18 protein-coding genes are annotated in these 21,048 nt (G+C 51.1%); 11 read left to right on the top strand and 7 right to left on the bottom strand.

Annotated elements, in window-relative coordinates; translation table 11 throughout:
• Positions 1 to 197: 197 nt before the first annotated feature.
• Positions 198 to 1,439 carry a peptidase T gene (gene pepT, locus IO95_RS16765; protein WP_023490041.1) on the bottom strand — a complete coding sequence of 414 codons (1,242 nt, stop codon included), beginning with the start codon at positions 1,437 to 1,439 and terminating at the stop codon, positions 198 to 200.
• A 218-nt stretch (positions 1,440 to 1,657) separates the two neighbouring features.
• Between pepT and IO95_RS16760 the strand changes: the two genes are divergently transcribed.
• The 3 genes from IO95_RS16760 (at position 1,658) to IO95_RS16750 (ending at position 5,411) form a co-directional block, all read left to right on the top strand.
• Positions 1,658 to 3,250 (top strand): ABC transporter substrate-binding protein, encoded by a 1,593-nt coding sequence (locus IO95_RS16760; protein ID WP_023490042.1) that lies wholly within the window; start codon positions 1,658 to 1,660, stop codon positions 3,248 to 3,250.
• A gap of 55 nt (positions 3,251 to 3,305) precedes the next feature.
• Positions 3,306 to 3,650 carry an antibiotic biosynthesis monooxygenase gene (locus tag IO95_RS16755; protein ID WP_023490043.1) on the top strand — a complete coding sequence of 115 codons (345 nt, stop codon included), beginning with the start codon at positions 3,306 to 3,308 and terminating at the stop codon, positions 3,648 to 3,650.
• A gap of 168 nt (positions 3,651 to 3,818) precedes the next feature.
• Positions 3,819 to 5,411, top strand: coding sequence for an ABC-F family ATPase (locus IO95_RS16750; RefSeq protein WP_023490044.1), 1,593 nt, complete (start codon positions 3,819 to 3,821; stop codon positions 5,409 to 5,411).
• A 115-nt stretch (positions 5,412 to 5,526) separates the two neighbouring features.
• Here IO95_RS16750 and moeB read toward each other — a convergent pair whose 3' ends face one another.
• Together moeB and moeA are read right to left on the bottom strand one after the other, a co-directional pair.
• The gene (moeB, locus tag IO95_RS16745; RefSeq protein ID WP_023490045.1) at positions 5,527 to 6,285 is read right to left on the bottom strand and encodes a molybdopterin-synthase adenylyltransferase MoeB; all 759 of its coding nucleotides are present in this window, start codon (positions 6,283 to 6,285) and stop codon (positions 5,527 to 5,529) included.
• Positions 6,286 to 6,287: 2 nt separating this feature from the next.
• Positions 6,288 to 7,526: a molybdopterin molybdotransferase MoeA gene (gene moeA, locus IO95_RS16740; protein WP_023490046.1), complete on the bottom strand. Its 1,239-nt coding sequence runs from the start codon at positions 7,524 to 7,526 to the stop codon at positions 6,288 to 6,290.
• 164 nt (positions 7,527 to 7,690) lie between these two features.
• On the opposite strand from moeA, the gene IO95_RS16735 reads away from it, so the two are divergent.
• From IO95_RS16735 to gsiD, 5 genes are all read left to right on the top strand, one after another.
• Positions 7,691 to 8,245 (top strand): DUF924 family protein, encoded by a 555-nt coding sequence (locus tag IO95_RS16735; RefSeq protein WP_023490047.1) that lies wholly within the window; start codon positions 7,691 to 7,693, stop codon positions 8,243 to 8,245.
• Between the two features lie 330 nt (positions 8,246 to 8,575).
• Complete coding sequence (locus IO95_RS16730) at positions 8,576 to 10,453, top strand: dipeptide ABC transporter ATP-binding protein (protein WP_023490048.1); 1,878 nt, start codon at positions 8,576 to 8,578, stop codon at positions 10,451 to 10,453.
• Between the two features lie 23 nt (positions 10,454 to 10,476).
• Positions 10,477 to 12,012 carry a glutathione ABC transporter substrate-binding protein GsiB gene (gene gsiB / locus IO95_RS16725; protein WP_023490049.1) on the top strand — a complete coding sequence of 512 codons (1,536 nt, stop codon included), beginning with the start codon at positions 10,477 to 10,479 and terminating at the stop codon, positions 12,010 to 12,012.
• A gap of 66 nt (positions 12,013 to 12,078) precedes the next feature.
• The gene (gene gsiC / locus IO95_RS16720) at positions 12,079 to 12,999 is read left to right on the top strand and encodes a glutathione ABC transporter permease GsiC (RefSeq protein WP_023490050.1); all 921 of its coding nucleotides are present in this window, start codon (positions 12,079 to 12,081) and stop codon (positions 12,997 to 12,999) included.
• 12 nt (positions 13,000 to 13,011) lie between these two features.
• Positions 13,012 to 13,917, top strand: coding sequence for a glutathione ABC transporter permease GsiD (gsiD, locus tag IO95_RS16715; protein WP_023490051.1), 906 nt, complete (start codon positions 13,012 to 13,014; stop codon positions 13,915 to 13,917).
• A 42-nt stretch (positions 13,918 to 13,959) separates the two neighbouring features.
• On the opposite strand, the gene fghA is transcribed toward gsiD, so the two are convergent.
• Together fghA and IO95_RS16705 are read right to left on the bottom strand one after the other, a co-directional pair.
• Positions 13,960 to 14,802, bottom strand: coding sequence for an S-formylglutathione hydrolase (fghA, locus tag IO95_RS16710; protein WP_023490052.1), 843 nt, complete (start codon positions 14,800 to 14,802; stop codon positions 13,960 to 13,962).
• A gap of 32 nt (positions 14,803 to 14,834) precedes the next feature.
• Positions 14,835 to 15,959: an S-(hydroxymethyl)glutathione dehydrogenase/class III alcohol dehydrogenase gene (locus IO95_RS16705; protein WP_023490053.1), complete on the bottom strand. Its 1,125-nt coding sequence runs from the start codon at positions 15,957 to 15,959 to the stop codon at positions 14,835 to 14,837.
• Between the two features lie 199 nt (positions 15,960 to 16,158).
• Here IO95_RS16705 and IO95_RS16700 point away from each other — a divergent pair, with 199 nt between their 5' ends.
• The 3 genes from IO95_RS16700 to yeiB all read left to right on the top strand — a co-directional run bounded on the left by IO95_RS16700 (position 16,159) and on the right by yeiB (position 19,473).
• Positions 16,159 to 17,316 (top strand): YbfB/YjiJ family MFS transporter, encoded by a 1,158-nt coding sequence (locus tag IO95_RS16700; protein ID WP_023490054.1) that lies wholly within the window; start codon positions 16,159 to 16,161, stop codon positions 17,314 to 17,316.
• Between the two features lie 236 nt (positions 17,317 to 17,552).
• Complete coding sequence (folE, locus tag IO95_RS16695) at positions 17,553 to 18,212, top strand: GTP cyclohydrolase I FolE (RefSeq protein WP_023490055.1); 660 nt, start codon at positions 17,553 to 17,555, stop codon at positions 18,210 to 18,212.
• Between the two features lie 76 nt (positions 18,213 to 18,288).
• Positions 18,289 to 19,473 carry a DUF418 domain-containing protein YeiB gene (gene yeiB, locus IO95_RS16690; RefSeq protein ID WP_037386191.1) on the top strand — a complete coding sequence of 395 codons (1,185 nt, stop codon included), beginning with the start codon at positions 18,289 to 18,291 and terminating at the stop codon, positions 19,471 to 19,473.
• A gap of 88 nt (positions 19,474 to 19,561) precedes the next feature.
• Here the strand turns inward: yeiB and IO95_RS16685 are convergent, their stop codons facing one another.
• Complete coding sequence (locus IO95_RS16685) at positions 19,562 to 20,089, bottom strand: isochorismatase family protein (protein ID WP_023490057.1); 528 nt, start codon at positions 20,087 to 20,089, stop codon at positions 19,562 to 19,564.
• A gap of 102 nt (positions 20,090 to 20,191) precedes the next feature.
• The gene (gene sanA / locus IO95_RS16680) at positions 20,192 to 20,947 is read right to left on the bottom strand and encodes an outer membrane permeability protein SanA (protein ID WP_023490058.1); all 756 of its coding nucleotides are present in this window, start codon (positions 20,945 to 20,947) and stop codon (positions 20,192 to 20,194) included.
• Positions 20,948 to 21,048: the final 101 nt, after the last annotated feature.

Below are 21,048 nucleotides of genomic sequence, written 5' to 3'. Positions count from 1 at the left end.
CATCAGAGTGATCACATTTTATTTAACTTTGTGTGAGGCCTTGGGGAACTGATCGCGAAAATACTTGCAGGAGTCGGAGAGCGAAAAGCGGATTTATGATACTGCCTTGTTATACAAATAAATCAGCCCTTACAGGGGCGGGATTGTAAACTACAAGGCCAGCACTCCTTTAATTAACGCTGGCCTATAACAGCTAACTAAACATCATTTTTTGCCGCCAACAAACAGAGCTGCAAGGCGACCTGATAAGAGGCTTCGAAGGATTTCAGCGGTAAAAACTCAAATCTCGAGTGGAAATTATGGGCACCGGTGAAGAAGTTGGGGGTTAGCAGACCTTTGGCTGATAGCGCGGCACCATCGGTACCACCGCGCATGGCCGTGGGTTTTGGGGTAATGCCCAGGGTTTCCATCGCTTTAAATAACAGGTCAATGGCGCGGCGGTCTTCACCGATGGCATTGCTGATATTGCTATAAATATCTTCAATCTGATAGGTCACTTTTGCAGTGGGATATTGCCGGGCAATTTTCTCTGCTACCTCGGCAATCTGCTGTTTGCGGCATTCAAAACTGGCCTTGTCAAAGTCACGAATACTGGCTTGTAGTACCGCTTCACTCTGCCCCGCTTCCATACCATTAAACCAGATATAACCTTCAAGCCCGGCGGTGTGCTCCGGTGTTTGCTGGCGATCAAAATGACTGATGTAATCGGTCGCCATTAACAGCGGGTTAACCAGTACCCCTTTTGATGACATGGGGTGGGCGGTGACGCCAGTGAAATGGATTTCAGCCGCCGCCGCATTGAAGTTCTCATAAACGATCTCACCCAGTTGGCAGCAGTCGATGGTCCAGGCGAAGTCGACATTAAACCGTTGCTCAATATCCAGTACTTTTGCTCCGCGCAAACCGACTTCTTCATCCGGGACAAACGCCACCACAATATCCCCATGACGCTGTTCTGCGGTCAGATTTTCCAGCAGGGTCATCACCACGGTGACCGCTGCTTTATTATCGGCACCGAGCACACTGGTACCGTCACTGAAGATGATCTGCTGATCCTGATAGGCCAGAATTTCCGGGTGTTCTGCCACGCGTAGCCAGATATCTTGCTCCGTATTGAGACAGAGGTCTTCCCCGGTAAAACGCAGAATTTGTGGATAAATATCCGGTGATAACCCGACATCAACGGTATCGATATGAGTGATAAAGCCTACCCGTGGTGCCGAGGGGACATTCCCTTTTTTAACCGCAGTTACCGTTGCCTGCTCGTCAATGACAATCTCCTCCAGCCCCCACTGCATCAACTCTTTTGCCAGCGCTTGGGCCATGGCGAATTGGCCGGGAGTGGTGGGCAACGTAGTCGCGCTGGCGTTACTTTGGCTGCTGATTGCCAAGTAACGAAAGAAGCGTTGGGTTAATTGACTGGAGAGTGGGGTATTCATAGTGATTCCTTCTTTATTAATATACCCGGCGCCAATAAAGCTACAGGGTTGTTAGCTTTCCTCGCTCACCCCAGTCACTTACTCGTGTAAGCTCCTGGGGCTTCGCTGCGTCGCCGCCTATCTGCAACTTCATTGAACTTGGTTATAAAATCAGTTGGTTGCAAATTAAATTTGATGTTATTTATGTGGGACTGAACTAATAAGAACAGGAAATGGACATGAAAAGCAAATTGACCACACTTGCTCTGGCGATAGCTGCACTTACTGTAAGCACCACTATCGCAGCGAAGACCCTGGTGTACTGCTCAGAAGGATCTCCGGAAAACTTTAACCCGCAACTCTATACCGCAGGCACCAGTGTTGATGCAAGTGCCGTACCGGTTTATAACCGTTTGGTGGATTTTAAGGTAGGGACGACCGAACTGCAGCCCAGCCTGGCGGAAAGCTGGGACATTAGCGAAGATGGTAAGGTCTACACCTTTCATTTGCGCCAAGGGGTTAAGTTTCAGAGCAATAAATATTTTACGCCACAGCGCGATTTTAATGCAGACGATGTGATCTTCTCGTTTATGCGCCAGAAAGATCCCGCTCACCCATACCATAATGTTTCTAACGGCAACTACTCAAACTTTGAAAGCCTCGAGTTCGGTAAACTGATTACCGCTATCGACAAGGTGGACGACCATACCGTGCGCTTTACTCTGGCCCATGCAGAGGCACCATTTGTGGCTGATCTGGCATGGTACTTCGCCTCAATCCTGTCAGCGGAATATGCTGATGCGATGCTTAAAGCCGGGACACCAGAGCGAGTCGATATGGACCCAATTGGCACCGGGCCGTTTAAATTGGCGCAATATCAGAAAGATTCGCGCATTCTGTTTACCGCGTTCCCGGAGTATTGGCAGGGTAAAGCGAAAATCGACCGCTTGATATACAGCATTACGCCAGATGCTTCGGTGCGTTATGCCAAACTCGAGAAAAACGAATGCCAGGTGATGCCATTCCCCAATCCGGCGGACTTACCGCGCATCAAGGAGAATGCCAACATCAACCTGATGAGCAAAGCGGGGCTGAATACCGGTTTCCTGGCGTTCAATACCCAGAAAGCGCCATTGGATAACGTTAAAGTGCGCCAGGCGTTGGCGATGGCGATTAATAAACCGTCGATTATTGAAGCGGTATTCCACGGGACCGGTACGGAGGCAAAAAACCTGTTGCCGCCAGGTATCTGGAGTGCCGACAGTGAGTTGAAGGATTACGATTATAATCCGCAAAGAGCTAAAGAGCTGTTGAAAGAGGCCGGTTTCGCCGATGGAATGACCATCGATTTATGGGCAATGCCGGTACAACGCCCTTATAACCCGAACGCCAAACGTATGGCGGAGATGATCCAGACCGATTGGGCAAAAATTGGCGTGACGACCAAGATCACCACCTACGAGTGGGGCGAATATCTGAAACGGGTAAAGGAGGGGGAACACCAGGCGGCATTGATGGGTTGGACCACCGCCACCGGTGACCCAGATAACTTCTTTGGCCCACTGTTTACCTGCCAGTCAGCCAACAATGGTTCAAACTCGGCCAAGTGGTGTTATGCGCCGTTTGATCAATTGATCGCTAAAGCCAAATCCATCACTGATCAGCAACAGCGAGCGGTGTTGTATAAAGAAGCACAGCAGATGATGCATGACCAAATGCCTGCAGTGATGATTGCTCACTCGACGATTTTTGAACCGGTGCGTAAAGAAGTCTCTGGTTATGAAATCGATCCCTTTGGCAAACATATCTTTTATCAGGTCGATATAAAGTAATCATATGCCCTCCCCAAGCGATCTGCTGGGGGAGGTTTTCTTTAAGGAGCAAATGATGATCGCGGTGATTTTTGAATTGCAGGCAGCAGACGGGCAGCGGGAAAGCTATCTTGAGCTGGCGGCGCAGTTAAAGCCACTGTTGGCGGAGATTGACGGTTTTATCTCCATTGAACGCTTCCAGAGCTTGAATGACCCAGAAAAGTTGCTGTCACTCTCTTTCTGGCGCGATGAAGCTGCGGTAGAGCAGTGGCGTAACCTGGAACAACACCGCCAGGCTCAGGCTTGTGGTCGGCAAACGGTCCTGAAACATTATCGGTTACGGGTAGCCGAGGTGGTTCGTGATTATGGGCTGGAACCGCGAGAACAGGCTCCTGCTGATAGTCGCCATTTTCATGGTTAGATCACCAAGTTATAAACTTAACAACATCGTATTAGTGGCCGCCGATAGTCATCGGGTCAGGTTTCATTCAGGTTGAGCAAATCATCAGCAAAACTTCCCACATCTCGCTGTCGGGTTATGGCATAATGCGCGCCAAATCACATTTTAATGACATGAAGAGCGAGCGCTGTGTTAAGCACTAACAATATTACTATGCAGTTCGGCAGTAAGCCGTTGTTTGAAAACATCTCTATTAAATTTGGTGGCGGTAACCGCTATGGTTTGATTGGGGCGAACGGTTGTGGCAAATCAACATTGATGAAGATTCTCGGTGGCGATTTGCAGCCGACGGCGGGTAACGTGTTTCTTGACCCCAATGAGCGCTTGGGTAAATTGCGCCAGGATCAGTTCGCTTTTGAACAATTCAGCGTACTCGATACCGTCATCATGGGCCATACCGAACTGTGGGCGGTGAAAGAAGAGCGCGATCGTATCTATGCCTTGGCAGAGATGAGCGAAGAAGATGGCTATAAAGTGGCTGATCTGGAAGTAGCCTATGGCGAGATGGACGGTTATACCGCCGAAGCACGCGCTGGCGAACTGTTGCTGGGTGTGGGTATTCCACAGGAACAGCATTACGGCCCGATGAGCGAGATCGCTCCCGGCTTTAAACTGCGTGTTTTGTTAGCACAGGCGTTGTTTTCCAATCCGGAAATTCTGCTGCTCGACGAACCGACCAACAACCTGGATATCGATACCATTCGCTGGTTGGAGCAGGTGCTGAATGAGCGTAACAGCACCATGGTGATCATTTCCCACGACCGTCACTTCCTGAATATGGTATGTACCCATATGGCGGATCTGGACTACGGTGAATTGCGGGTCTACCCAGGCAACTATGATGAGTACATGACCGCGGCCACTCAATCTCGTGAACGGTTGCTGGCGGATAATGCCAAGAAAAAGGCACAAATCAACGAACTGCAGTCATTTGTCAGCCGTTTTAGTGCCAATGCCTCTAAATCTAAGCAGGCCACCTCCCGTGCCCGTCAGATTGATAAAATCCAACTGGAAGAGGTTAAAGCCTCTAGCCGCCAGAATCCATTTATCCGCTTTGAACAGAATAAGAAACTGTTCCGTAACGCGCTGGAAGTGGAAGGACTGACCAAAGGCTTCGATAATGGCCCGTTGTTCAAGAAACTCAACCTGATGGTCGAAGTAGGGGAGAAAATAGCCATTCTGGGTGCTAACGGTATTGGTAAATCAACCTTACTGAAAACATTAGTGGGTGATTTAGCCCCAGATCACGGCAGTGTTAAGTGGTCTGAAAATGCCAGTATTGGCTATTACGCTCAGGATCATGAATACGAGTTTGATGAGACGCTGACGGTATTTGAATGGATGAGTCAGTGGAAACAGGAAAACGATGATGAGCAGGCCGTGCGCGGTATATTAGGCCGCCTATTGTTTAGCCAGGATGACATTAAAAAGCGGGTGAAGGTACTGTCCGGTGGTGAGAAGGGGCGGATGTTATTTGGCAAGCTAATGATGCACCGCCCGAATATTTTGATTATGGATGAACCTACCAACCACATGGATATGGAGTCCATTGAGTCATTGAACATGGCGCTGGAATTGTATGAAGGCACCTTGATCTTTGTTTCACATGACCGTGAGTTCGTCAGTTCATTGGCCAGCCGTATTCTGGAAATGACGCCAAACAAGGTGATCGACTTTACCGGCAACTATGAAGACTACCTGCGTAGCCAAGGGATTGTCTGATTTTACGGTGACTAACATGGGCCATTATTGATGGCCCATGATTTAATCCTGCCTGGTGACTAATCAGTCGCCGCTCTATCTGCAGTACCGCTTGAATAAATCAGGGTGTAGGGCGTCAGCTATTAGCGCCACATACCGCACATTGTGGATTTTTCGGTAGTTTGATTTCACGAAACTGCATACTCATGGCATCAAACAGCAACAACTTGCCCAGCAAGGGTTGACCATAACTTGCCAGCAACTTAATGGCTTCCATGGCTTGCAGGGTACCGATAGTGCCCACCAGTGGCGCCATCACCCCAGCTTCAACACAGGTCAGCGCATTATCGCCAAACAGCCGGCTTAAGCAGTGGTAGCAGGGTTCATCGGGCTGATAGGTAAACACACTAAGTTGCCCTTCCATACGAATAGCGGCCCCTGAAACCAGCGGTTTACGTTGTGCATGGCAAAGGCGGTTGAGTAGGTCGCGGGTGGGCACGTTATCGGTACAATCCAGCACCACATCGCAAGCGGCAATCTGCGCTGCCATCTGCTGCTCATCCAATTGATGATTGATGGTATCAATCTGGATATGTGGGTTGATTGCGCCTAGTTCGATGCATGCAGAGTCCACTTTGGCCATACCAATACGTGCATCACGGTGCAAAAGTTGGCGTTGCAGATTGGACAGTGAGACAGTGTCGAAATCAACCAAGGTCAGATGACCGACGCCAGCCGCCGCCAGATAGGGGGCGGCCGCACAGCCTAAGCCGCCGAGGCCAACAATCAACACATGGGCGGCTTTTAATTTTTCTTGCCCCTCGAAGTCAAACCCCCGCAGCACAATCTGGCGGTTATAGCGCAGTGTTTCCGCATCAGTTAATTCCGGCAACATGTTCAACTCCTCAGCAGGGCATTAAACGGCTCAATCTCCACCATTTCACCCGCCGCTACTGAGCCACGCTGACGTTCCAGTACGATAAAGCAGTTGCCTTGGCTGTAGGAACTGAAGATATGGGAACCTTGGTGCCCGGTGGTGCTGACTTGCAACTCACCATCGGCATTGCTGCTGAAAATGCCACGTTGGAAATCCAGGCGACCGGGTGATTTTTTCAGTGGGGTTAAGGCACGAGCCTTCAGGCGTGGTGGTAGCTGCCATTCAGTGTGACCCGCCAGTTTCGCCAGCAAAGGTTGCACCAGTTGGTAGAAGGTCAGGGCGGCAGAAACCGGGTTACCGGGTAGGCCGCAGAACCAGGCATGGTTAAGCTTACCGAAAGCAAACGGCTTACCTGGTTTGATTGCCAGTTTCCAAAAACTGATTTCACCAAGTTCATCCAGCATTTTTTTGGTGTAGTCCGCTTCACCAACAGAAACGCCGCCACTGCTGATCACTACGTCTGCTTGTTGATCTGCTTCAATAAATGCGGCACGCAAAGCCGCCTGATCATCGCGAATAATACCCAGGTCAATAACGCTGCAACCCAGTTGTTCCAGCATCAGGCGTACCGCAAAACGGTTGGTGTCATAAATTTGCCCGGCTTGTAATGGTTGACCAACCCGCTGCAACTCATCACCGGTAGAGAACAGCGCCACTTTCAGTTTGCGCATCACCTGAAGTTCAGCTATCCCCAGCGAAGCCAGTAATGGCAATTGGGCAGGCCCTAGTTTTACGCCGGCAGGCAGCACATGGGCACCCTGCAGGATATCTTCACCCGCTAGGCGGATATTTTGCCCGGCGACCACTGGCGCATTAAAGCAGACACCCTGGTCGCTCACTTCCGCCTGTTCTTGCATCACCACCGCATCAGCACCGGCGGGAATAGGGGCACCAGTCATAATCCGGATGCAAGTATTAGCTGGCCATTGTTCGGTGAATGGGGCACCGGCAAAGGCTTTACCTGCAACGGGTAACGCTGTATTAGCGTTTAATTCGTTAACACGTACTGCGTAGCCATCCATTGCCGAGTTAGCGAAGGGGGGGACATCAATGGGTGAAATCACCGGCGTGGCAGTAATACGCCCTGCGGCATTGGTCAGTTCGACGGATTCAGTCTGCTGCAAAGGCATAATCTGCGAGAGCATTTTCTCTAGGGCTTGCTCAAGAGAAATAAGGTCAGAAGTAGTGCAATGATCCATAACAGGGACTCCGTAATCAACGTAGGCGAACTTTCCGGCAAAGTGGCGTTATTATGGCAGATAACGTCGAACGGGAGAATGTAAGATAAGCCAAGTGAGGCCAACAACCGTGTGGCAATGACTGTCTGACAATAACTGTGTGAGAGTAACTAACAGGAGCAACTATGCATAAGCAGGTATTGGAGCATAAGCAGGTATTGGATTTTTGGTTTGAAGAAATTGACCCGCGCATGTGGTTTAAGAAAGATGATGAGTTTGATCGCTTGTTGCATCAGCGCTTCGGCCAGTTGTGGCACGTGGCAGCGCAGGGGGAACTGGCCCATTGGCGTGAGACGATTGCTGGGCGCCTGGCGGAAATTATTGTCCTTGACCAATTTAGTCGGAATTTGTTTCGCAACACGCCGCGCTCCTTTTCCTGTGACGGTATGGCGTTGGTGCTGGCGCAAGAAGCGATCTCCAGCGGATTAGACACCACGTTGCCTGATGTACAACGCGGTTTTCTCTATTTGCCGTTTATGCACTCTGAATCTGCGCTGATTCACCAGCAGGCTTTATTGCTCTTTCGCCAATTAAATAATGCTAATCAGTTGGAGTATGAGATACGCCACAAAGCGATCATTGACCGCTTTGGGCGTTACCCCCATCGCAACGCGATAATAGGCCGGGAATCAACGCCTGAGGAGTTGGAATTTCTACGCCAACCGGGGTCGGGTTTTTAACAGTGCGCGAATGGGTAACAAATGCCACTGTTACTGCGCCTAACCAGGTTGACTGCTTATTAACGGACTGATAATACGTTGTTTTTATTCTATTCAGTTATTTCAATGCACAAAAAATTCTAAGAAGACTCATTTTAACCCTTGCTGACAAGTTTGTGCTTTACATCCCTTGCCGCGCTAAATATAGTCGAAAAGCGGCGAATAATTATTATTTCCTTGTTTCTCATAGGGCATTTAACCCGGCCATGGCGTTCACGACCAACGCGTTGGCGCTCTCATTGATATACATGTAATGGGTACCTACCACTGAACGTTTATCGGGAAAGGGACATGACCGACACCGTTATTTTACCATTGGGCACCAGCGAACTGATATTACCGCCACAGCGCGTGTTAGCAGTGAGTCATCTTGGGGTGCAATTTCGTCAGGAAGATCAAATCGTCGAGGCGGTTCATGATCTCTCTTTTGAGGTTGACCGTGGGGAGACCTTGGCGATTGTCGGTGAATCGGGATCCGGCAAGTCGGTCACTTCCCTGGCATTAATGCGCTTGGTGGAGCAGGGTGGCGGTGAGTTAACCCAAGGGAGTCTCTATTTCCGCCGTCGTAACGGGCAGGTGCTGGATCTGGCCAAGGCAAAACAAGGCACTTTGCGGACGTTACGTGGTGCTGATATGGCGATGATCTTTCAGGAACCGATGACGTCACTTAATCCGGTATTTCCGGTTGGCGAGCAGATCGCGGAATCCATACGTTTACATCAGGGAATGAATCACCGTAGCGCCCGGCAAGAAGCATTGCATATGCTTGACCTAGTGCGTATTCCTGAAGCAAAAAATGTACTGGATCGTTACCCACACCAGCTATCTGGCGGCATGCGTCAACGGGTGATGATCGCCATGGCATTATCGTGCAAACCGGTATTGTTGATTGCCGATGAACCCACCACGGCGCTGGATGTCACTATTCAGGCGCAGATTCTGCAGTTGATCCGCGAATTACAGCAAGAGATGCAGATGGGGGTGATCTTCATTACTCATGATATGGGGGTGGTGGCGGAAATCGCTGATCGCGTCCTGGTGATGCGTCAGGGGCAGAAGGTGGAACAAGGGAATGTCGGTTCGCTGTTTGCCGCACCCCAGCAACGCTATACCCGTGAATTGCTGGCGGCGGTACCTCGTTTAGGGGCGATGGCGCAGAAAGACTTTCCGGAAAAATTCCCTTTACTGGGGGACCAACAGGCAGGGCAGCCGCAAGATACCATACCGGCTGGCGCTACGCCGATCCTGCAGGTAAAAGCGTTAAGCACGCATTTCGATTTACGTAGCGGCATCTTCAACCGTGTTACACGCCGTGTCCATGCGGTGGAGAATGTCAGTTTTGATCTCTACCCTGGCGAAACCCTGGGGTTGGTGGGGGAGTCGGGTTGTGGCAAATCCACCACCGGCCGTTCGTTACTCAAGTTAGTTGAGAGTCAGCACGGCACTATTATTTTCAATGGTCAGCAGATCAATCAATTGCAAGGTTCGGCTTTGCAGCATCTGCGGCGTGATATTCAGTTTATTTTCCAAGACCCTTACGCTTCCCTTGATCCGCGTTTGACGGTGGGCTTCTCGATTATGGAACCGTTGTTGGTGCATAACGTTGCTCGGGGGGAGAGTGCAGAAAAACGCGTCGCCTGGTTATTGGAGCGTGTCGGGTTGAAACCTGAACATGCGCGGCGTTACCCGCACGAGTTTTCCGGCGGGCAGCGCCAGCGTATCTGCATTGCCCGAGCGTTGGCGCTTAATCCGAAAGTGGTGATTGCTGATGAAGCGGTGTCCGCATTGGATGTTTCCATACAGGCACAAATCGCCAATTTACTGCTCGATTTGCAGCGTGAACTGGGGATTGCCTTTCTGTTTATTTCCCATGATATGGCAGTGGTAGAGCGTATTTGCCACCGCGTGGCGGTGATGTATCTGGGGCAGATAGTTGAGATTGGCCCACGTCGTGCGGTGTTTGATAACCCACAACACGCCTATACCCGTAAGTTGATGGCGGCGGTGCCGGTGGCTGATCCGGCTTATGAACGTCAACCCCAGCCACTGCTGGTGGATGAAATACCCAGCCCGATCCGCGCGCTGGGGGATGAACCCGTTACTGCACCGTTAGTGCAGGTGGGGCCCGGGCACTTTGTGGCTCGGCACCCTATCGCCGGTGCATTTTAGCCTTGCTCAAGAGGAAGAGCCTTATGAATAAGCAAAAATTCCAGCGTCATCTTCTAGCCACGGTACTGTTGGCGATGACTGCGGGCCCAGCCTGGGCCGCCAAAGATGCGGTCATTGCTGTGGCGTCCAACTTCACCACTCTCGATCCCTACGATGCTAATGATACCTTGTCGCAGGCAGTAGCCAAATCCTTCTATCAGGGGCTGTTTGGCTTTGATAAAGACATGAAACTGGTGAACGTGCTGGCAGACAGCTATCAGGTGAGCAGCGATGGTTTGACCTACACCGTCAAGTTGCATCCCGGGGTGAAATTTCATGATGGCAGTGCTTTTGATGCCGCCGCAGTGAAAGTGAATCTCGATCGCGCCAGTAATCCTGATAATCACCTCAAGCGCTACAATCTGTTCAAAATGATTGATAAAACCGAAGTGGTGGATCCCAGCACGGTGAACATCGTATTGAAAACGCCATTTTCTGCCTTTATCAACAACCTGGCACACCCGGCAGCAGTGATGATTTCACCTGCGGCCCTTCAGCAGTATGGTAAAGAGATCGGTTTCCACCCGGTGGGTACCGGCCCATACCAGTTTGAAACCTGGAACCAGACCGACTTTGTCAAAGTGAAAAAGTTTGATGGCTATTGGCAAGCTGGCTTGCCGAAGCTCGATAGCATCACCTGGCGTCCGGTGGTAGATAACAACACCCGAGCGGCGATGCTGCAAACCGGTGAAGCCACCTTTGCTTTCCCGATTCCTTATGAGCAGGCCAAGGTGCTGGAGAAAAACGACAAGTTGGATCTGGTGGCCGCGCCCTCCATCCTGCAACGTTATATCAGCCTGAATGTGACGCAAAAACCGTTCGATAACCCGAAAGTACGTCAGGCGCTGAATTATGCCATCAATAAAGATGCACTGATTAAAGTGGCTTTTTCAGGCTATGCGGTGCCAGCAGAAGGGCCAGTGCCACCGGCCATCGATTTTGCTACCCGCTATCAGCCCTGGCCATACGACCCAGCCAAAGCACGTGAACTGTTAAAAGAGGCCGGTTATCCCGATGGCTTTACCACCACCCTATGGTCCTCCCATAACCACAGTACCGCGCAGAAAGTGCTGCAGTTTACTCAGCAACAACTGGCGCAGGTGGGGGTGAAAGTGAGCGTTACGGCGATGGATGCCGGTCAACGCGCAGCACAGGTGGAAAGTGTAGGAGTGAAGGATACTGGGGTGCGGATGTTCTATACCGGTTGGTCGGCTTCCACCGGTGAGGCGGATTGGGCACTTTCGCCACTGTTCTCTACCCAAGCGGCACCACCCAAACAGTTCAACACCGCTTTCTACAGTAACCCACAGGTAGATAAAGATTTGGCTGATGCCTTGGCCACCACCGATCGCACGCAAAAACAGGCGCTGTATAAAGATGCGCAGGACCATATCTGGGCAGATGCCCCATGGATATTCCTGGCCACTGAACGTTTGCTCTCGGCCAATAACAAGCAGTTGAGCGGTTTCTATGTGATGCCAGATACCTCATTTAACTTTGATCAGGCAGATATGAAATAGAGCGGGGCACTCCCTCTTGGGCTGGAAAGCCCAGAGGGAGTGATGGCCTGAATCTGGATATGCGTAATGCTTAATTATTTTATAAAACGCCTGCTGGGCTTGATCCCAACACTGTTGATCGTAGCGGTGTTGGTGTTTTTGTTTGTGCATCTGCTGCCGGGGGATCCGGCACGCTTGGTGGCGGGGCAAGATGCCGATGAAACCGTAGTCCAATTGGTGCGTCAGGATTTAGGGCTGGATAAGCCATTGCCCCAGCAGTTTGTGCATTTCCTGGCCAATATAGTGCGAGGGGATTTTGGTACCTCGATGGTTTCCAAGCGCCCAGTGAGTGAAGAGATTGCTTCGCGTTTTATGCCAACCTTCTGGCTGACGCTGACCAGCATGATATGGGCGGTTATTCTGGGTATGGCGATTGGTATCGTTTCTGCGGTATGGCGAAACCGTTGGCCAGATCGCTTAGGGATGACACTGGCCGTTTCTGGCATCTCTTTTCCGGCTTTTGCTTTGGGCATGCTGTTGATGCAGGTGTTTTCGGTTAATCTCGGTTGGCTGCCTACCGTGGGGGCCGATAGCTGGCGGCATTATATTTTACCCTCTATCACGCTAGGTGCGGCGGTGGCGGCAGTGATGGCCCGATTTACCCGTGCTTCGTTTGTGGAAGTGATGCAGGAAGATTATATGCGTACCGCTCGTGCCAAAGGGGTGCGAGAGTCGTTGGTGATCGTCAAACATGGGCTGCGTAACGCCATGATCCCGGTGGTCACCATGATGGGGTTGCAGTTTGGTTTTCTGCTTGGTGGCTCGATTGTTGTCGAAAAAGTATTTAACTGGCCGGGGCTAGGGCGTTTACTGGTGGACTCGGTGGAAATGCGTGATTATCCGGTGATTCAGGCGGAGGTATTACTGTTTTCGCTGGAGTTTATTTTGATCAATCTGTTGGTGGATATGCTGTATGCGGCAATCAACCCTTCAATTCGCTATCAATAGGCAGGCCGCATGATGAAGTATTGGCGGCGTAATGCTGCACTTAAGGCCATGCCGGCTATCAACCCTGATAGGGTGCGTACACCGTGGCACGAATTCTGGCGTCGTTTTCAGCGCCAACCGCTGGCCATGTCGGCGGGGGTGTTTGTACTGTTAATGATTGTTGCTGCCTTGTTGGCACCTTATCTGGCCCCTTACGATGCAGAAAACTACTTCGATTATGACCGACTCAACGAAGGCCCTTCGCTGGCCCATTGGTTAGGGGTTGATTCATTGGGGCGGGATATTTTCAGCCGCATCCTGATGGGGGCACGAATTTCCTTAACTGCCGGTATCTTCTCGGTATTATTGGGGGGCGTGATCGGTACCGTGCTCGGCTTGTTGGCGGGTTATTACGAAGGCTGGTGGGATCGTATCGTGATGCGCATCAGCGATGTGCTGTTTGCTTTCCCGGGTATTTTGCTGGCCATTGGTGTGGTGGCAATTATGGGGAGCGGCATGGCAAATGTGATTGTCGCGGTGGCTATCTTTAGTATCCCGGCGTTTGCCCGCTTGGTGCGTGGCAATACCTTGGTGTTGAAGCACCTGACCTATATTGAATCTGCCCGCAGTATTGGTGCTTCTGACTGGACCATTATGTTGCGGCATATTTTGCCCGGTACCATTTCGTCAATTGTGGTTTACTTTTCCATGCGTATCGGTACGTCGATTATCACTGCGGCCAGTCTGTCGTTTCTTGGGCTGGGGGCTCAGCCACCGACCCCGGAATGGGGTGCCATGCTTAATGAGGCGCGGGCAGATATGGTGATTGCGCCGCATGTGGCGATTTTCCCAAGCTTGGCAATTTTCCTTACCGTGTTGGCGTTCAACTTGTTGGGTGATGGCTTGCGGGATGCGTTGGATCCTAAATTGAAAGGGTGAGCCATTTTCTGTATTTCCCCTCTTTGCAGAGGGGACACGCCATCATTTGATCAGGTGCTCGGCATGAAAGCGCAGATGATCCTCGATAAAAGTGGCGATGGTGAAGTAGCTGTGATCATACCCGGGTTGCATGCGTAGCGTTAATGGCCAGTCAAGCTGCTGGGCCAGTTTAACTAGCGTGGCGGGTTGCAGTTGTTCGGCAAGAAACGGGTCGGCATCGCCTTGGTCGATCAGCACCGGTAGCTTTTCTGCGCCATTGGCCAGCAGATGGCAACTGTCGTACTGCAACCACTGGCTTTCATCATCACCCAGATAAGCCGCCAAGGCCTTGCGCCCCCAGGGCACCTGAGAAGGATTGACGATTGGGGCGAAAGCGGACACGGAACGGAAACGTTGCGGATGGCGAAAGGCTATCATCAGCGCCCCATGTCCCCCCATCGAATGACCGGCAATCGACTGCCGATCACTGACGTTGAAATGCTGCTTAATCAACGCCGGCAGTTCGTTACTGATGTAGTCATACATGTGGAAATGCCGATCCCACGGGGCTTGAGTGGCATTGAGATAGAACCCTGCGCCTTGGCCCAGATCATAGCTCTCATCATTGGGTACGTCATCACCACGTGGGCTGGTGTCTGGCATCACCAGGACCAATCCTAACTCGGCGGCAATACGTTGGGCACCGGCCTTCAGCGTAAAATTTTCATCATTGCAGGTCAGCCCAGAAAGCCAGTACAGCACTGGCGCTGGGCTATTATCATACTGTGGCGGCAGATAAAGGCTGAAGTTCATATGACAATTCAGACTCTGCGCTGTATGACGGTAACGTCGTTGCCAGCCACCGAACAGTCGGTGCTCTTCAAGAAGTTCTAGTGATGTGTTCACCCTCAGCCTCCTGGCTTATTTATCGAAATGGCTTATTTATCGAAATTAATCACTGAACGGATCGATTTGCCTTCATGCATCAGCTCGAACGCGTGGTTAATTTCATCCAGCCCCATGGTGTGAGTAATGAAATCATTTAGCGCGAACTCACCGTCCAGATAACGTTGCACGATACCCGGCAACTGGCTACGGCCTTTCACACCGCCAAATGCGGAACCGCGCCACACCCGCCCGGTGACCAGTTGGAATGGACGGGTAGCGATCTCTTCGCCCGCGCCGGCGACACCGATAATCACCGATTCACCCCATCCCTTGTGGCAACACTCCAACGCGGAACGCATCACATTGACGTTGCCGATACACTCAAATGAGAAATCGACGCCACCGTCGGTCAGTTCTACGATCACTTCCTGAATCGGCTTAGAGTAATCGTTCGGGTTGATCAGATCGGTGGCACCCAGTTTGCGAGCCAAATCGAACTTACTGGTGTTGATGTCAATGCCAATGATGCGGCTGGCACCGGCCATTTGAGCACCGATGATCGCCGAAAGCCCAATGCCACCCAAGCCGAAAATGGCCACCGTATCGCCTGCTTTTACCTTGGCGGTGTTGAGCACTGCGCCCATCCCGGTGGTGACCCCACAACCAAGCAGACAGACCTCTTCCAGCGGGGCTGCTTTGCTGATTTTTGCCAGTGAGATTTCAGAGACTACCGTGCGTTCAGCGAAGGTTGAGGTGCCCATATAGTGGAAAATGGGTTTGCCATCTTTAAAGAAGCGGGTAGTGCCATCGGGCATCAATCCCTTACCTTGAGTGGCACGGATCGCTTGGCAAAGGTTGGTTTTGCCGGATTTACAGAATTTGCACTCGCCACACTCCGGTGTGTACAGCGGGATAACATGATCACCCACAGCGACGCTGGTGACTCCTTCACCAATCGCCTCGACGATGCCAGCACCCTCATGCCCGAGGATCGCCGGGAATACGCCTTCAGGATCTTTGCCTGACAGGGTATAGGCATCGGTGTGACAAACACCGCTGGCCACAATCCTCACCAACACTTCACCTTTCTGCGGCGGCATCAGATCGACTTCTTCTATTGTCAGCGGTTGGTTTGGGCCCCAAGCCACCGCTGCACGGGTTTTGATCATGTCCATTCTTATTTCCTTGTGTAATGTACTTGGGTATAAACACCCGCTCACGTTGCTTGGCGTTGTGGTCGCTAACTAAAACAGATTTAAGCGATAAGTATGCAGGGTATAGTGAGGTATTTCACGCTATAACATGATTCATTTTTTGCGTAATTTGCGCTGCGGCATGATGGCGGCAACTTTTTTTAACCGATTAGGGATATTCATGGCGTTAAGAATTGCTTTGAGTGGTTTTATTGCATTGATTGTGGCAATGGGTATTGGCCGCTTTGCTTTTACGCCGCAGGTGCCGTTGATGATTGCAGAGCATCAGTTCAGCCTGACGGGTGCCGGGTTGGTGGCGGCCCTGAACTATCTGGGGTATCTGTTCGGGGCTTATGACGCCATGCGTGCCAGTCATCATGTGGAGCGCCGCTTGTGGTTAGGGATAGGGGGAGCGGTAGGGCTGACCTTGTTTTCTGCCGTGATAGATGGCGTGTGGTGGCATGGTGCGGTGCGTTTTGCTGTGGGTTGGGCAAGTGGCTGGTCGCTGGTACTGGTGGCTGCCTGGGCTAACGAGCGCTTGGCTCATTATGGTCATCCGGCGCTGAGTGCTGTGGTATTCGCTGGTCCTGGTACCGGGATCTTTATCAGCGGTATGTTAGCAGTAGCAATCCATAGTTTGGCCCTGAGTGCTTCACAAGCCTGGTTGGTTTATGGCGGATTGGCTTTGGTATTGGCGGGGATGATTAGCGTTAATCTGCCACGGGCGGGCGAGTGGCACCGTCCTGATGAGCCTGTAGTTCCACTGGTATTGACCCCTGCGCTGAAGCGCTTGGTATGGAGCTATAGTCTGGCGGGTTTCGGTTATATCTTGCCAGCGACATTTCTCTCACAAATGGCTACGGTTCGTTTTCCTGGCAGTCTGTTTGCTCAGTTTGTTTGGCCCGTTTTTGGTGCTGCTGCGGTGTTGGGCATTATTATTGGTATTCTGACTCGTCATCAACTGACCACGCAAACCCGTTTGGCCATCACTTTATGGGTTCAGGCATTGGGAGTGTTGAGTGCGGAGGTCGTACCGGGGATCTCTGGCCTGGTTCTGGGGGCGCTGTTAACGGGGGGAGGGATGATGAGTGTGGTACAACTGGCGATTCAACATGGCCGGGAATTGGCACCTAATCATGCCCGTTATATGGCTGGATTACTAACCACGGGATATGCGGTTGGGCAACTGGTGGGCCCGATGCTTTCAGCACTATCCACGGTCTTGACCCACAGCCTCGAGCCGGCCTTATATGTGGCAGTGGCCGGGTTGGTAATTGCTGGTCTGTTAGTGATTAATACACCAACACGTGCCATGGCATGCAAGTCAACATTGCCCTGATTGAATTCAATTCAATCAGAAGGGCTCATATCAATCTACTGTGAACTGATTGCAGAAATTTCATTCCAGGATGAAATACAATCACTGGATAAAAGACGCATTCTCATTTAGAGTGGAACGAAATATGATCGGGCTCACGTTCTATACCCAAATAATTCAAATGGAACTAACACGCTGACAGTTTGAATCGAAATGAGTATAGGTAGGGTCAAGCCGTCTGCTGGAGAGATATCGCCATGACATTATTAAGCAAAGAAGCTGCACTGGTTCATGCTGCACTTGAGTCGCATGGGTTGGAAACCCCACTGCGCGGGGAAATGCTGGACAGTGAAACACGCAAGCGCCGTATTCAAGAGCATATGACGGAAATCATGCAGTTGCTGAATCTTGATTTATCCGATGATAGCCTGGCTGAAACCCCGAAGCGCATTGCGAAAATGTATGTTGATGAAATATTTTCCGGTTTGGATTATGCCAACTTCCCGAAAATTACGCTGATCGAGAACAAGATGAAAGTGGATGAAATGGTGACGGTGCGTGATATTACGCTGACCAGCACCTGTGAACACCATTTTGTTACTATTGATGGTAAAGCCACGGTGGCTTATATCCCTAAAGATTCAGTGATTGGCTTGTCGAAGATTAACCGCATTGTGCGGTTCTTTGCACAGCGCCCTCAGGTGCAGGAGCGGATGACTCAGCAGATCCTGCTGGCGTTGCAAACCTTGTTGGGTACCAACAATGTGGCAGTGTCGATTGATGCCGTGCATTACTGTGTTAAAGCCAGAGGCGTGCGTGATGCCACCAGTGCCACTACCACCACCTCATTGGGCGGATTGTTCAAGTCCAGCCAGAATACCCGGCAGGAATTTCTGCGTGCGGTACGCCATCATTAATTATGATGCTAGTATAAGGGTATAAAGTCAGGCGCCAGTAGGCGCCTTTTTAGTGAACCTGGCACCGCGGTATACAATGAACACCACTAACCCCATCCCTCCGCGCCCCCGTATTGCCACGCTGGATTACGCACGCGGTATTGCCGTGCTCGGTATTTTATTGATGAATATCTCGGCCTTTGGTTTACCGAAAGCCGCCTACCTGAATCCCGCTTATCTTGGTGCCCCCTCAACGCCTGATGCCTGGACTTGGGCGGTGTTGGATCTGCTGGTACAGGTCAAGTTTCTGACTTTGTTCGCCCTGCTATTTGGTGCCGGATTACAACTGTTACTGCCACGGGGTAAGCAGTGGATCCGTGCCCGCTTATCCTGGTTGGTGCTGTTTGGTTTGGTGCACAGCATCTTTATGTGGGATGGCGATATTCTGCTGACCTATGGGCTGATTGGCCTAGTGTGCTGGCGGATGGTGCGAGATGCCGCAGATACTTATAGCCTGCTGAAAACTGCTGTAGTGCTGTATCTGATTGGTGTGGCACTACTGTTGCTGTTGGGTTTACTGCCCCACGGTGAACCGAGTAGTTTCTGGTTGCCCAGTACTGCTGAATTGCAATATGAGAAATTCTGGAAACTCCAAGGGGGCGTGGAAGCTTGGCGCAACCGCCTCGATCAGCTCTCTTCTACCCTGTTGGCGATTGGCGTGCAATATGGTTGGCAACTAGCGGGTCTGATGCTGCTGGGGGCCGTTTTGATGCGCAGTGGTTGGCTGAGTCACGCTTATCCCCCAGCCTACTATTTACGTCAAGCGGCTTGGCTGATTCCCCTCTCATTGTTATTACAACTGCCCGCTGTAGCGTTGCAATGGCGGTTAAATTGGGATTACCGTTGGAGTGGTTTTCTGCTGCAAGTTCCCCGGGAGCTCGGTTCACCCTTGCAGGCGATGGGCTATTTGGCACTGATTTATGGTTATTGGCCCAAGTTATCAAAATTGCGTATCAGCGCGGGGTTAGCACTGGTTGGGCGCATGGCGTTGAGTAATTACCTACTGCAAACCGTGGTCTGCAGCATACTGTTCTACCGTTTAGGGTTTTATCAGCAATTCGACCGCTTACAACTGCTGGCGATCGTGCCCTTGGTCTGGTTGGTTAATCTGTTGTTTTCCGCACTCTGGTTACGCTATTTCAAGCAAGGGCCAGTTGAGTGGCTATGGCGAAAGTTGACTTCTCTGGCCGTGGGGATGCCCGGCGCGCCCACAGTGGAATAAAAGCGTCGGTATGTGATGGGGTAAGGCATGGATGTTTTGGCTTGGCGCGTCAAAACGCCCCGCCCAATGTTTAGAGCGGGGGAGGACGTTACAGCAGCGCTGTTGAATTCACCAGCGGAACCCGGGTGGAGACGGCATTTAAGGCGATCAGATGCAGTATTTCACTGACGGTGGTGCAGCAGTCCGGTAATATTGAAACCGCATATTTTTCCGCTGATTTTGAAATGGCAGTATGGGTGACACAGTTCTGCGTCATCATGCCGCAAATCCACAGATCTGTTGCGCCCAACTTTTGTAACTCTTGTTCCAACGTCGTGGCGAAAAAGCTATCGGCAAAGGCTTTCTTGACCACAATGGCATTAGGGGCCGCAGCAACAATTTCAGCATGATTATCGGCACCGGGGGTGTTTTCATTAAAGAATGGCGCAATCCCTTTACTGCTATCAGCAATATGTTGTACCACAATCACCGGAATATTTGCCTGATTGGCTTTATTGATGGCCGCTTTGATATTTTCCAATACCACTTCCGTGTTCCACAGCGGGAATTTACCCTGTGGGAAGTAATCATTTTGTAAGTCGATCACAATCAGTACCGGTTGGCTATGTGGAGTCATAAGAGTCACTCTCCTTGGTGGGGAATAGCATTGCCATTAAAACTGGCGCAATGCGTGCTAATAATACCGACAATTAGAGTCTAGCCATAAAGGATCAACTGCTCAGTTCTTTTTTTCTACTGGTGCGGTGCTCTGCTTTTCTGCTGCTAGTTTTTGTTCTAATTCCACTAACTGTTCCGGCGATACGGCAGGGTAGCCCTGTGCATTTTCAGGTACCTCGTGCAGAGCAGAGATGGGGATTAACGGGCCAAGGAAACGTGGTTCTCGCTTGAGGATATAGAGGTCAGTCAATGCGCCCAAGCGGGCGAAAAGCTCCCGTGCACGTACCGTCATGATATTTTTGGGGGAGGGCACCGCATAGCATTGCGCTTGAATCCCCATATGCAACGCAATAAACAGAGCGCGTTCGCAATGGAAGCGTTGAGTAATGATAATGAAATCGTTGGTGTCAAAGACTTTACGGGTACGCACAATGGAGTCGAGGGTACGAAACCCGGCATAGTCGAGCACGATATCGCTTGGGGGAACGCCAGCAGCAATCAGATCACGACGCATGGTCATGGGTTCGTTATAGCTTTGTTGAGCGTTGTCGCCGCTTAACAGCAGGTACTTTACCTTTCCGCTGTTATAGGCGTTGATCGCCCCTTGAATACGGTAGCGGTAATATTGGTTGATCACACCACTGCGATAATATTTGGCAGTACCGAGCACCACACCCACCTGACGCGATGGTAGCGCTTGCAGTTCATCGTAAATATAAGGGGCCGTTTTCCAGCTTATCCAGCGATCGAGCGCAAAAGCTGTCAGCATCAGTATTGAAATGATGGTTAACAGGCCAATTATTAGGCGTCTCAACATATCGATGCCTTATGCGCGGGGTTATCGGGATAATTTCAAGGCTACTGTACCTGTACCGTAGACGCAAGCGATGTGCAGCAGACAGCGGGCGTTATGCGTTA

Source organism: Serratia sp. DD3 (assembly GCF_000496755.2).
Note: the sequence above shows the minus strand (reverse complement) of the source record. Positions and strands in the feature narration are given on the sequence as shown.

What these genes read in the sequence shown, in the direction of transcription:
- folE (WP_023490055.1), top strand. Translation starts at nt 17,553, where the DNA reads ATGACATTATTAAGCAAAGAAGCTGCACTGGTTCATGCTGCACTTGAG.
- gsiC (WP_023490050.1), top strand. Translation starts at nt 12,079, where the DNA reads ATGCTTAATTATTTTATAAAACGCCTGCTGGGCTTGATCCCAACACTG.
- moeA (WP_023490046.1), bottom strand. Translation starts at nt 7,526, where the DNA reads ATGGATCATTGCACTACTTCTGACCTTATTTCTCTTGAGCAAGCCCTA.
- gsiB (WP_023490049.1), top strand. Translation starts at nt 10,477, where the DNA reads ATGAATAAGCAAAAATTCCAGCGTCATCTTCTAGCCACGGTACTGTTG.
- IO95_RS16700 (WP_023490054.1), top strand. Translation starts at nt 16,159, where the DNA reads ATGGCGTTAAGAATTGCTTTGAGTGGTTTTATTGCATTGATTGTGGCA.
- sanA (WP_023490058.1), bottom strand. Translation starts at nt 20,947, where the DNA reads ATGTTGAGACGCCTAATAATTGGCCTGTTAACCATCATTTCAATACTG.
- gsiD (WP_023490051.1), top strand. Translation starts at nt 13,012, where the DNA reads ATGAAGTATTGGCGGCGTAATGCTGCACTTAAGGCCATGCCGGCTATC.
- IO95_RS16705 (WP_023490053.1), bottom strand. Translation starts at nt 15,959, where the DNA reads ATGGACATGATCAAAACCCGTGCAGCGGTGGCTTGGGGCCCAAACCAA.
- IO95_RS16735 (WP_023490047.1), top strand. Translation starts at nt 7,691, where the DNA reads ATGCATAAGCAGGTATTGGAGCATAAGCAGGTATTGGATTTTTGGTTT.
- moeB (WP_023490045.1), bottom strand. Translation starts at nt 6,285, where the DNA reads ATGTTGCCGGAATTAACTGATGCGGAAACACTGCGCTATAACCGCCAG.
- pepT (WP_023490041.1), bottom strand. Translation starts at nt 1,439, where the DNA reads ATGAATACCCCACTCTCCAGTCAATTAACCCAACGCTTCTTTCGTTAC.
- IO95_RS16760 (WP_023490042.1), top strand. Translation starts at nt 1,658, where the DNA reads ATGAAAAGCAAATTGACCACACTTGCTCTGGCGATAGCTGCACTTACT.
- IO95_RS16685 (WP_023490057.1), bottom strand. Translation starts at nt 20,089, where the DNA reads ATGACTCCACATAGCCAACCGGTACTGATTGTGATCGACTTACAAAAT.
- yeiB (WP_037386191.1), top strand. Translation starts at nt 18,289, where the DNA reads ATGAACACCACTAACCCCATCCCTCCGCGCCCCCGTATTGCCACGCTG.
- IO95_RS16755 (WP_023490043.1), top strand. Translation starts at nt 3,306, where the DNA reads ATGATCGCGGTGATTTTTGAATTGCAGGCAGCAGACGGGCAGCGGGAA.
- IO95_RS16730 (WP_023490048.1), top strand. Translation starts at nt 8,576, where the DNA reads ATGACCGACACCGTTATTTTACCATTGGGCACCAGCGAACTGATATTA.